This is a genomic window from Saprospiraceae bacterium, assembly GCA_016716185.1.
Taxonomy (GTDB): Bacteria; Bacteroidota; Bacteroidia; order Chitinophagales; family Saprospiraceae; genus Vicinibacter.
This window is the reverse complement of the sequence record JADJWV010000002.1, coordinates 2,160,545-2,172,531: the sequence shown is the minus strand read 5'-3', so window position 1 is coordinate 2,172,531 and position 11,987 is coordinate 2,160,545. Positions and strand designations below refer to the sequence as shown.

At 39.3% G+C, this 11,987-nt stretch carries 9 protein-coding genes; 8 read left to right on the top strand and 1 reads right to left on the bottom strand.

What is annotated here, in order from left to right; genetic code table 11:
* The first annotated feature begins 3 nt into the window (after window positions 1-3).
* From IPM34_10340 to IPM34_10305, 8 genes are all read left to right on the top strand, one after another.
* A complete protein-coding gene (locus tag IPM34_10340; GenBank protein ID MBK8955940.1) occupies window positions 4-750 on the top strand; it encodes a response regulator transcription factor in 747 nt (248 codons plus the stop codon).
* A gap of 346 nt (window positions 751-1,096) precedes the next feature.
* Window positions 1,097-2,077, top strand: a complete 981-nt coding sequence (locus tag IPM34_10335; GenBank protein ID MBK8955939.1) for an enoyl-CoA hydratase/isomerase family protein — start codon at window positions 1,097-1,099, stop codon at window positions 2,075-2,077.
* A 33-nt stretch (window positions 2,078-2,110) separates the two neighbouring features.
* The gene (locus IPM34_10330) at window positions 2,111-2,866 is read left to right on the top strand and encodes a hypothetical protein (GenBank protein ID MBK8955938.1); all 756 of its coding nucleotides are present in this window, start codon (window positions 2,111-2,113) and stop codon (window positions 2,864-2,866) included.
* Window positions 2,802-3,179 carry a hypothetical protein gene (locus tag IPM34_10325; GenBank protein ID MBK8955937.1) on the top strand — a complete coding sequence of 126 codons (378 nt, stop codon included), beginning with the start codon at window positions 2,802-2,804 and terminating at the stop codon, window positions 3,177-3,179. Before IPM34_10330 ends, IPM34_10325 begins: the two co-directional genes overlap by 65 nt.
* Before the next feature lie 16 nt (window positions 3,180-3,195).
* Window positions 3,196-4,317, top strand: a complete 1,122-nt coding sequence (locus tag IPM34_10320; GenBank protein MBK8955936.1) for an aminotransferase class I/II-fold pyridoxal phosphate-dependent enzyme — start codon at window positions 3,196-3,198, stop codon at window positions 4,315-4,317.
* Window positions 4,318-4,538: 221 nt separating this feature from the next.
* Window positions 4,539-6,170, top strand: coding sequence for a GMC family oxidoreductase (locus tag IPM34_10315; GenBank protein ID MBK8955935.1), 1,632 nt, complete (start codon window positions 4,539-4,541; stop codon window positions 6,168-6,170).
* A gap of 361 nt (window positions 6,171-6,531) precedes the next feature.
* Window positions 6,532-7,305, top strand: coding sequence for a sulfite exporter TauE/SafE family protein (locus IPM34_10310; GenBank protein ID MBK8955934.1), 774 nt, complete (start codon window positions 6,532-6,534; stop codon window positions 7,303-7,305).
* Window positions 7,306-7,603: 298 nt separating this feature from the next.
* Window positions 7,604-8,872 carry an adenylosuccinate synthase gene (locus IPM34_10305; GenBank protein ID MBK8955933.1) on the top strand — a complete coding sequence of 423 codons (1,269 nt, stop codon included), beginning with the start codon at window positions 7,604-7,606 and terminating at the stop codon, window positions 8,870-8,872.
* 75 nt (window positions 8,873-8,947) lie between these two features.
* On the opposite strand, the gene IPM34_10300 is transcribed toward IPM34_10305, so the two are convergent.
* Window positions 8,948-11,875, bottom strand: a complete 2,928-nt coding sequence (locus tag IPM34_10300; protein ID MBK8955932.1) for a S8 family peptidase — start codon at window positions 11,873-11,875, stop codon at window positions 8,948-8,950.
* Between the last annotated feature and the right edge of the window lie 112 nt (window positions 11,876-11,987).

Genomic DNA, 11,987 nt, shown 5'->3' with positions numbered 1-11,987 from the left:
CATATGATAAAAGCAATTATTATCGATGATGAAAAGAATTGTATTGAAATGCTGGAATGGCTATTGAAGAACTATTGCCCTACAGTTCAGGTTATGGCCACTTGCAGTTCAGGAGAATCAGGGATCGATGCCATAACGCGTCTCGATCCTCAATTGGTATTTCTCGATATTGAGATGCCTAAAATGAACGGTTTTGATTTACTCGAACAATTAAATGAAATTCATTTTGAAGTAGTCTTTACGACGGCATACGATAATTTTGCCATCAGGGCATTTAAATATGCAGCGTTAAACTATTTGCTCAAGCCCATTGACCCCGATGAGTTACAGGCAACCATCCGGAGAATGGATGAGAAATTAACCACTCCTTCAAGGGAACAAATGGATTTACTTTTTCAAAACCTTCTCCATCCTAAAACCCAGGTCGAACGCATAGCACTGTCAACAGATGAAGGACTGGTATTTGTCCAGACTACGAATATTTGCTATTGTAAAGCCGAAAGTAATTACACTTTTGTAGTTTTAGCTGATGGGAAGAGGATATTGGTTGCCAAAACCCTCAAAGAAATTGATGAAACACTGTCGGGAAAGGACTTTTTCCGTGTACATAATTCTTATCTGGTGAATATCAATCACATACAGAAGTTTGTGAGGGGGGATGGAGGCTATATTGTTATGCCCGATAAAACAGAAATAACCATCTCCCGGAGTAAAAAAGACGAGTTTTTCCAATTGTTTGCAAAATTCTGAAAGGTCTGCTGCTAAGAATTTCCGTCATCCACTCATAAAACAGGTCATCCACTAAGTGAGTCATTGAAGGGGTCTGGCTGCCCCTACCTTTGACTTATGAATTGCAAATTTCACTTAAAAAAGATGAAGGAACTGTTGGGTATCAATTCTTATGACTTGTTTTTTATGCTGACAGTAGTACTTATTCTTTTTGTGATTATCTGGTTGTTTAAGTAAAAGAAACGCATTTTCCCGCATTTTTTTTATTTAATAAACGATTAGTACACTTTTATGTGATGGATGCGAATTTGTAAACCAGGCACTTTTGTGTTATTATTTGAACAATTATTAATATTAAAACCTAATCATGATCATTTCCAATCATCAATCTGACAAAACATCGGCATCCCCTTTTGTTCTGGCAACGGGTAGTGAAAACCAGAATACTCCCGGTGCTGCTTTAAGCTTCAATGAAATACACAGTTCTTGTGAATCCGTGCACTACCATGTAAGCAGCAATTGTGCCTACATCACGATCGACAGACCTGAAAAAATGAATTCATTAAACAGATCAATGCTGCTTGGAATAGCCGGATACCTTGATCAGGCAGAAAGCGATCCCGAAGTCAGGGTTGTAGTTCTTCATGGTAATGAAAAAGCATTTTGCACCGGTCAAGATCTGGGAGAATTGCTTTGTGAAGACCCGCCAACTGTGGAAGAACTACTTCGGGACTACCATGATCCAGTCGTTCAAAAAATCTCTTCTTGCACTAAACCGGTAGTTGCTGCCGTAAACGGCGTTGCGGCAGGTGCAGGTGCTGTGTTTGCAATGGCATGTGACCTGGTTGTTGCCAGCGATAAAGCTTCTTTCATTTTTGGGTTTTCACAAATCGGCCTTACATCAGGCAGCGGGGGAAGTTATTTTCTCACGAGGAAAGTTGGTGCCCAAAAGGCAACCGCGTTGCTTATGTTAGGAGAAAAAATAAATGCGACCGAAGCTGAGCGCATAGGTATGATCTATAAAGTAATTCCTCAGGATGTTTTTGATGTTGAATTAGGGAATTTAACTTCAAAAATGGCCCAACTGCCGGCTATCAGTTTGTCACTTACCAAACAACTTATTTCCATTGCTTCCGAGAATGATCTCAATACTCAAATTTTAATGGAACGTCGCACAAAATGTGAAGCTGGCAAAAGTTCTGATTTCGCTGAAGGTGTTGAAGCTTTTATAACAAAAAGAAAACCCGTTTTCAACCAAACCAGCAATGTTCACAAACCAGGAACGCATATTAAAAGAATTAAGCTGAACACTCAGTTAAAGCAGAATCAATTTTTTATGCAAGCCTAAGTCTGTATCAATAGATTAAATCATAAAACAACTTTGGAAGTTCAGATCAATATTTACAATCAACTGGAGAATATCGTAAAAAGCATTTCTCAACACCATGATCCGGATGTGTATAACGATATAATGGATTTGTATAATGAATGCTCCATTGAAACGGATAGATGTTCAGAGAAACTTTTGGCTACAATTGTACTCCATGCACTTCGCAACCGTATTCGACCCGGCGCTATCGATGAAAATATTTACGAGAAGGCATATGAAATGCCTCAAATCCAACTTTTCAACATTCTGATCGAGCAATTTCCTTTTGTTAAGTTTAGTCAGCAAATTACAAATACAGCAATAGCCAACTTGATCAGGAATGAATCGGAAGCCACTATCATAGATATCGGAGTTGGACAGGGTACTCAAATCATAAATATTCTGGAGTTACTCAAAGATAGTAAGCAACTTAAAAAGCTTGTAATTGTTGGAATTGAACCATTTGAAAATGCCCTGCAGATCGCAAAAAACCGCATTAACGAATTAGGGAGATCCCTGCCGTTTTCTGTTGAATTTATTGATCGACAACAATATGTGGAGTTGATTGATTTTAGTGCCATGAAGCAGCTTCCTGGTAAAATTGTGGTAAATGCTTCCTTAGCATTGCATCACATTCAATCGTCAAAACAAAGGCTGGACACAATAAAAAGTATCAGGCAACTTAATCCTGCTGCTTTTTTTATTGATCGAGCCAAATGTAGATCATTTCGAACCGGATTTGTTAAAGAGGTTCCGCCAATGCTTTAATCATTTTTACAGTATTTTCAAAGTCATCGATAGGCTTAATTTGGAGGAGCAAGACAAGAACGCTCTTAAATTATTCTTCGGAAGAGAAATTGAAGATATCCTGGGCAAAATCGAATCAGAACGATTTGAAAAACATGAAAAAGCATCAAAATGGATCTCCCGACTCGTAAAATGTAATTTCAATTTGTCTGACAAGGTACTCCGTTTACCTATTGATTCTCATCTGGGCGTTGAAATGAAATATCATCAAGAAGGTTTTTTTGGATTTACATATGAAGATGAAACAGTTTTAGCAGTCATATTCGCAAATTAATAAATTGAAATCGACAATGATAAATTTCTTTAATGATTATTTACTGAAGGCACAGCAACGAATAGCCATTGTCAAACAAAAATGCAAATATCTGCTGGATAAAAATGAGCAAACGCTGGACCTCAACCACAACTTGAAAGAACAAGTTTTAAGGGAGTTGAGAAATGCCAATTGGAATCGATATCCCGATTCCGATCATAAAGATATTGAATCAAAAATTGCAGAATATTGTGGACTGAACCAGGAGAATATTCTTTTAAGTGCCGGATCTGCAAGTATCATCACAACCTTATTGAATTATTTTGCTTTGAACGGGAAAACATTGTTCATCACACAGCCTTCTTATTCTTTATTCGATTATCATTGTAAAACCTACAATATCAATTATCAACCCTGGATGTTGAGTTCAAATCTTGAATATAACTATGAGAACATCCCCAATCTTGGAAAAAATTCTGTACTGATTATAACTTCTCCCAACAATCCGGTTGGAAATACATTTGATATAAAATGTCTGGAGCATCTTCTTCAACTTTATCCGGAATCCATGATTATTGTAGATGCAGTTTATTGCGAATTTGGTAATGTGGATTATACTCCGCTGGTAAAAAAATTCAAGAATCTTATTGTATTAAGATCCTTCAGCAAAGCCTTCCCGGTGGCCGGGTTGAGACTTGGTTATTTATGTGCCTCCAGAGAAGTTACTACTGCTTTTAGAAAATTATTCCTGCAATATTCTATTAGTTACTTTTCATTGATATTTGCCAGGAACATGTTGTTTACAAAAGAGTTTTTAGAACTTTCTAAAAGCCGGATACGTGAAATTATAAGTGAAAGAGAAAAAATGTTTCTAGGGCTGAATTCTGATCGATTTGCAAATTCCATAAAGGTCTATCCATCTCAAGGTAATTTCCTCTTAATTCAAATATTAGGTAAAAACTTATTCCATAAAGTAACAACCGATCTCCTTAACAATGGGATTAAAGTTTTGGATTTAAGTAATGTTGTGCAACTAGACAATACCCTGCGAGTCAGCATCGGTACCCGGGAAGAAAATAAGGCTTTTATGAATTGCATCCAGAAATCTTTGAATGCTTTTTACTTTGCAAATCAGGAACAATTTAGCCTGGCAAGTTAAGTTGAGTACTTCAAAGCTCAAAGCATGCAACACTAATGTTACTGAAATTTGGTAGTAAGATGCCACATTAATAATATTAATTATTTGAAGGTATTCCAGTTTTCACTCTCCTCTTTTCTCTTTATTCCATCTGCAACCACCTCGCATTTCGCTTTAAGCTTGCCGCTTAATGGCTCCTATCCATACTCCATTATCTATCATCACCCACCTATCTTTGTTTCGTGGATACACACTTCGATTACATAGTTATCGGGTCTGGATTTGGAGGCTCTGTAGCTGCTATGCGACTGTCTGAAAAAGGATACAAAGTCCTGGTACTTGAAAAAGGCAAAAGATGGCAGGCATCGGAATTCCCTAAAAGTAACTGGCAACTAAGAAAATTTATTTGGTATCCTATGCTGAAATGTTTTGGCATCATGCAGCTTACTTTTTTTAAAAACTTGTTCGTGCTGAGCGGGGTGGGTGTAGGTGGAGGATCTTTGGTGTATGCAAATACGCATATGATGCCTTCCGATGCTTTTTTTAAAGATTCCGGATGGGACCTGTTAAAAAACTGGAAAGCTCAATTGTTGCCTTTTTACGACAAAGCAAGATTCATGCTGGGGAGTGCTTTCTACCAAAAAGAATTTTTCGAAGATCAGGTTTTTAAACAAGTAGCGGTGGATATGGGTGTTGGTGAGTCCTACCGGTTTGTCGATCATGTAGGAGTATATTTTGGAAAAACAATTGGAGATCCATATTTTAAAGGACTTGGACCTCAGCGCCAACCATGCAAGGAATGTGCAGCCTGTATGGTAGGTTGTCGGTATGATTCTAAAAACACTTTGGATAAAAATTATCTTTGGTTTGCTGAGCAATTTTATGGGGCGATAATTATTTCCAATACTGAAGTATATAAAATTGAGAAAACTGATCATGGTTCATATAAGATTCATTGCAAAAGTTCAGATAAGTTATTTTCAAAGAAGATGACCTTCACTTCGGATAGGCTTGTATTGAGTGCAGGCGTATTAGGGACTCTTAAGTTGCTTCTTGAACAAAAGCTGAAGTATAAAACTTTGGTAAATCTGAGCCCGGAACTTGGAAACCGGGTTTTGGCAAATTCTGAAATGATCGCAGGTGTAAGTTCTTTAGATCGGAAGTTGAACAATGGTATCGCAATCAGTACTTTGATTCGTCCTGATTCAAACACTACGGTTGAATTGTGCAAATATCCCGATGGCTCTGGTTCTATGTATCGTTTAGCTTGCCCGGCTTCAAATGGGAAGAATCGATACCAACGAATCCTTAACATGGTTTTCCAATTTTTGAAGAGCCCATTTAAATATTTGCGGGTATTCTTCCGTAGCGACCTTTCCAGGAATTCTGTAATTCTACTGATCATGCAGAGTTTACCAGATCCAATGAAGATAAGTTGGAAAAATTCATGGCTGGGAATGCGTTTGAAATCCACACAGGATAAAAATCAATCCTCATCAGGATATTCAACTGTCGGGCAGGAGGTATTATTTCGATATGCAAGCAAATTAAATGCAATACCTCAAAATGCCACCACCGAAGTTTTGTTTGGTATGGCGACCACTGCTCATATTTTAGGTGGATGTAAGATGGGAGTCCATGCTGAAGCCGGAGTGATTGATGAACAGTTCCGGGTGCATGGATACCCCGGTATGTATGTATTAGATGGATCTGTTCTGCAGTCTAATCCCGGTGTAAACCCGGCGCTGACTATAACGGCTATAAGCGAATATGCCATGAGTCTTATTGAACCCAAGCCTGGGAATCAAAACAAGACCCTCGAAGAATTGATCGAACAGCAAACTAAAATTCAGGGCACACCTAAAAATCCCTGATACTTCGTTGTGCAAATTTTTTAAACTCCTCTCCGACCTTGCGGGATACGCAGTAAACTCAGAATTAAAAAAAATCACACGCCTCGTCTGAGAGGTTTTTTAGAAGTCCCCTTCATGTGCAAGCATGGAAATCGGGTTTTTCCAGTTTATTCAAAAGTGTTCTGATAAATTTAATTCATAATGATCCAGTTTATCTTGGATTGTCTGCTAATCAAATGAATCGAAGCGGATTATAAATTCAATTATTGAGTTTATTTTTTAATAATGATCTAATAATCGAGGAACAGAGAAATTGTGGAAGTTGGGAAGGGAAGTTTAACTTTGTTTCATCATTTGAATTCAATCCATAGTTTTTGATTAAATGGAAATTGCGGTCATTTCTTTAGTTGCATTTTTTGCTGCCGTTTTGACTTTTTTTACTGGTTTTGGTTTGGGTACACTCCTGACTCCGGTATTTCTGATTTATTTGCCGGTCGATGCAGCGATTGCCATTACAGCTGTCGTACATTTTGTAAACAATCTGTTCAAATTACTGCTCGTCGGTAATAAATTCGATAAAAAAATAGTCATTCAATTTGGAATACCGGCTATACTTGCAGCACTAGCGGGATCGTGGTTGTTGTTGCTTATTCCTGATCATCAACCTCTATGGACTTATTATTTTTGGGGTTCAACACATTCTATTTACTTGTTGAACTCCCTGATCAGTGTATTATTGATTTGCTTTGCCCTGATGGATTTACTTCCATACACCCGAAAGCTTGAATTCGATAATTCAAAGTTAGTCTGGGGCGGACTGATCAGCGGATTTTTTGGCGGATTTTCGGGAAATCAGGGAGCACTGAGAAGTGCATTTCTTGTTAAAACCGGGATGTCAAAGGAATGTTTTATTGCGACCACTGTAATTATTTCGAGTTTGGTAGATTTTACAAGATTATCCGTTTATTCAACAAAAATGCTGAAATTTATTAATGAGATCGACTTGCTTTGGCTTATTTGTCCTGCATTGGCTGCGATTTCAGGGGCTTATTTAGGCAGCCGTCTTTTAAAAAAGATATTGATTGAACAGATCAGATTACTGGTAGCTATCATGGTCTTGTTGTTTGCCATTGCACTAGGCCTTGGCTGGATTTAGATTCACCTCCTTGCAAGTTTAAAACCCGATCACTATAAAGATTCAGGCGGAAGAATTTTATTTATATGATCTCGACCCGTCCCATGTAAATGTACAATGGTCTTGTTTGCTTTTAGGAGTCCGCTCATTTATATCCAAACATTTCATTACACAGGAGTTAGAAGGATTGGCTTTCGACTCAGACTAATAATATGGTATCAAAAGTTGATGAGTATTCAAAACATGGGTATGAATGAGCTGCATTGAAAATTAAGCAGCGTTTGCTTACCTTCGCTGTTTATTTTATTAAATTTAAGCTATGCCCGTTGATGCGATTCTTGGTTTGCAGTGGGGCGATGAAGGAAAGGGAAAGATCGTCGATTACCTTGCAGACCAGTACCAGGCCGTTTGCCGGTTCCAGGGAGGACCCAATGCCGGTCATACACTTTATATACAGGGTGATAAATACGTTTTGCATACACTCCCATCAGGAGTTTTCAGAAGCAATACCTTAAACCTGATCGGAAATGGTGTGGTCATAGACCCCATAACTTTAACAGGTGAAATCAATAAAATTACACCTGCCGTTCCTGATCTTCGAGATCGTCTTCTTATTTCGCGAAGTGCCCATTTAATTCTCCCAAGCCATCGATGGATAGATCTCGCATCTGAAAATGCAAAAGGAAAATCCAAAATCGGATCGACATTGAGAGGAATTGGGCCTTGTTACATGGACAAAACAGGACGAAATGGCTTGAGAATTGGCGATATTCAAATGCCTGCGTTTAAGCATGAATATAATTTACTCAAGGAAAAACACATGCAATTCCTAAAGCAATTTCCCGGAGTGGAATTTGATATGGAACTTGAAGAAAAAAAGTGGTTCGAAGCCATTGATTTTATATCAGACTTAAAAACGACAAACGGAGTATATTGGTTGGACCAATTGTTGAACAAAGGAGCACATATTTTAGCGGAAGGTGCGCAAGGATCCATGCTGGATGTTGATTTTGGAACCTATCCATTTGTTACTTCGTCGAATACAGTTGCAGCCGGAATTTGTACCGGTCTTGGAGTGCCACCGAATAAAATCAGAAAAATTATCGGGATCACGAAAGCCTATTGCACCCGGGTCGGTTCCGGTCCTTTCCCCTCTGAATTAAATGACGAAACAGGAGAGCGACTCAGAAAAGCAGGCAATGAATTTGGTTCTACTACCGGACGCCCGCGCAGATGTGGCTGGCTGGATCTCGTTCAACTCAAATACAGTAAAATTATAAACGGAGTCACCGATTTATGTATAACTAAAATTGATGTGCTCAACGATTTTGAATCCATTCAGCTTGTCGATGCCTATCAGTTGAATGATCATTTGGAAGGCGACGAATTGCCTTTCGATCTGAACAGCATAAGCAGTGTGCGACATAAAATATTTGATGGCTGGAAGCGAGATGTGAGTCATTGCGAAAACTTTTCGGAACTACCTTCGCAGATGAAATCGTATCTCGATTTTGTTGAAAATTATTGCCAGACAAAAATCAGTTTCCTTTCCAATGGTCCCGGCAGAGACGAATTGATTATCGCGTAAGCGGGAATTTAAAACGTTTCTGTTTTTATGGTTCTGTCGCGATCCGAAGAACAAAGAGTTGGATGGGAAGGCCTGCTAAAATTTTACAAAACGTCTTGCCAGATGACTTCCATCCTTATAATGGATTAACGTAATGTAATAACCTGAGGGCAATGGGCCCGTTTCGATCGTGTAATGATCTTTGGCGTTGATCTTCGTTTGTAAGCGATATCTTTTTCCCCGGAGGTCGAGAATATCGATGTGTTCTATTTTCTTGGCTTCATTTTGGAGTACATGCAATTGGTCGGAACAAGGATTTGGGTATAGTTTTATTCCGTCAATTGGGTTAAATTCATCAGTGCTGACAAAACAGTCAGTTCCTCTGGTTGAAAAATAAACATCGTAAAATGAAGACTGCTCGTTGAGGCAACGGGCTGCGATTTGGAATTGGTATTTGCTGCAGCTGTCTAAATCATTTAATTGGATGATGCGCGACCTGGAGCTCCCTTCGACCCAATCGCCCGAGTATAATTTACGGTAGGCATAAATGAAGTCATTTGTTGGATGATCGCTTACTAACAACTGTACGCTTTGTTTTTGAATATCGGTAAGTGTTACCGACTGAATACCACTACACAAACCATTTGAAATGTAAACGCAATATTCTTCGTATTCGCCAAATTCCAGCGATTGGAAACAAGCCAGCGGAGTGGCTGATGAAAATTCTGCAAATTTTAACATGACTCGCATCCTTGTCCAGCCGGAACGGGCATTTGCCGGTAGATTAAAATTGTATTGAATGCGATACTTAAATTGAAGGGTAGGTATTGCTATATTTTCAACATCGTCAAAAATTCCATCCTGATTCCAGTCGATCCATGCTGCTGCTACCATTGTGCTTGTATCAGAAAGGTATCCTGCCTTTAATACGATTGTGTAATTTTTGGATTTTTCAAATATCCATTGTTGATTCGTACCTACATAATTTCCATAACCTGCATTATTGCCGCTGATAAAGGATAATTGATCAATTTCAATAGCATGCAACCATTCGAGCTCTGATGAAGGCCTGAATCTTCTGCAGTAATCCATTGAAGTGCAAGACTCACAACCGTTGGTAGTGAATGTATAATTGGCCGGCAATTCCGTCAGTTTACCGTTACAGAAAGAGTATACCAATAACTCATAAGCTGTGCAACTTTCCAATTGGCTAAAGTTCAGATTTCCAGAATGTGTTGATATTCGAAAAGTATCCCAGCGAGTAGTCCCAGCTTTTCTCAAATAAGCAGTTAGCTCATTTACGGAGGAAGGATCTGTATAAGCCAATTCCACAGCTGTTGCTGAGAGCTTGAAGATTTTTACGTTTTGTATAGGATCACAGCAGCCTGCACTTTTAATATTTTGTACAGCAGAATAATTTTCAGAATTTCTCGGGCACAGGTTTTTGAATTGAAGTTCGTAATCGGTGCAGGATTCAAGTCCGGTCAGGATTAGATGCTTGCCTGAATAAATCGAGGTATCCTTCCATTGAAAATTGCCGGCTTTGCGGTACCTGAATTGAATGGGTAAGATGGCGGGTTCCTGCCAGCTTATCTTAATCTGTTGACTATTCTGGACTTCGACCAATAATGGGCTGACCTGGCTGATGGCATTGAAAACATTCATCACTCCGCCTGTAAGGGTAATGTCTTTTAAAGAGGCATTGGGTTTTATACTTTTTAAGATCAGATTTTTTGCTTCTAAGGCAGCTTTAGGCGGATCTGACAGGGCGAGTTCATCGAGATTGCTGCAGGATAATGAATACAATAAGCCGATTGCACCTGTAACCTGTGGAGCTGCTGCACTGGTTCCACCAAAGAAACGATAAGAATTGTTGATATAAGTCGAATAGGTGGATTCGCCATATGAACCTATATCTATCGATTTTTTACCATAACCGGCATTCACTTTTTTGACGTTGGCATCCGTGATGTTCGTTGTGGTTAGCAGAAAATTGCTGGTGCATGTTGTGGGCATATCGCCTTCGATGTCAACATCCAGATTTTGATTGGTGGTCGAGGCCACATTTAAAATTCCCTCTTTTCCTAAACTGTCGTAAACAGCACACCATACCGGGGCATCTTCGGCTTTGACCAGGTCCGCTCCCCAGGAGGTATTAGTTACTACCACAAAAGCTCCTTTGCGGCCATGGGTTTGATTGTATAATCTCCTGAAATACAATGGATAAGAATAAGATTCTATAGCATTTGCTTCGTCGCCCCCGCCCGCTACAAACATAATCCTGGAATGCCAGGATACCCCACTGATCCCGGTTTGATTATTACCTCTGGCGGCAGCAAGACCAGTGACCGCCGTGCCGTGTTTTCCGCTTTCAAAAATATCATTTTGATTAAAAGTATTCCAACCTAAAAAATCGTCTATGTAGCCATTTTGGTCATCATCGACACCGTTTCCTGCCAACTCTCCATAGTTTTTCCACATATTCTCACTCAGGTCTTCGTGGACGGTTTCGAGTCCGTCGTCTATGATGCAAATCACAATGCTGTCTTTGTTTTCGGTAAGGTCACCGGTACAAAGATCCCAAGCCATGTCGGTGTCAAAGTCTGCATCTGCGACACCCCCGGAAGAGCCATCATTAAAATGATGCCATTGAAGGGCGAAAAAAGGGTCATCGGGTTTGACCCGATACTGAATCAAATGATTTCGTTGAGCCAATAATACCCGATCGTCGGCATGAAGGTCGCGAAGTAATTCCGGGGCTGCGTATCGGCTGTGATCAAATTTAAGCAACCAGATGTTCCAGCAACCTCCAAGTTGCCTGGCAGGGTAGAGATGATTCCATACGGACTTGGAACTGGATCTTAAATGGCTGATATTCTTCGCATTATAATTATTCCTGAATAACACGATGAGCTCGCCCTGACGATGGCTGAGTTGTTGCCCAAACAAAGCAGGAGATGTAAAAATGAGGATACAAAAAAGAAATAACACCTGAAAAACGAAGGATCTTCTGTCTGCTGTCATGTTTGGGATTTAACCGGGAAACGCCCCGCAATATCTAAAACGTTTACAGCATTCAGAAATATATTATGTTTTTTTATCATATTTATAATAAATTACAAAAATTCTTTATATA

Coding starts and splice junctions, on each gene's coding strand:
- IPM34_10310 (MBK8955934.1), top strand. CDS start 6,532: ATGGAAATTGCGGTCATTTCTTTAGTTGCATTTTTTGCTGCCGTTTTG.
- IPM34_10305 (MBK8955933.1), top strand. CDS start 7,604: ATGCCCGTTGATGCGATTCTTGGTTTGCAGTGGGGCGATGAAGGAAAG.
- IPM34_10335 (MBK8955939.1), top strand. CDS start 1,097: ATGATCATTTCCAATCATCAATCTGACAAAACATCGGCATCCCCTTTT.
- IPM34_10320 (MBK8955936.1), top strand. CDS start 3,196: ATGATAAATTTCTTTAATGATTATTTACTGAAGGCACAGCAACGAATA.
- IPM34_10340 (MBK8955940.1), top strand. CDS start 4: ATGATAAAAGCAATTATTATCGATGATGAAAAGAATTGTATTGAAATG.
- IPM34_10300 (MBK8955932.1), bottom strand. CDS start 11,875: ATGACAGCAGACAGAAGATCCTTCGTTTTTCAGGTGTTATTTCTTTTT.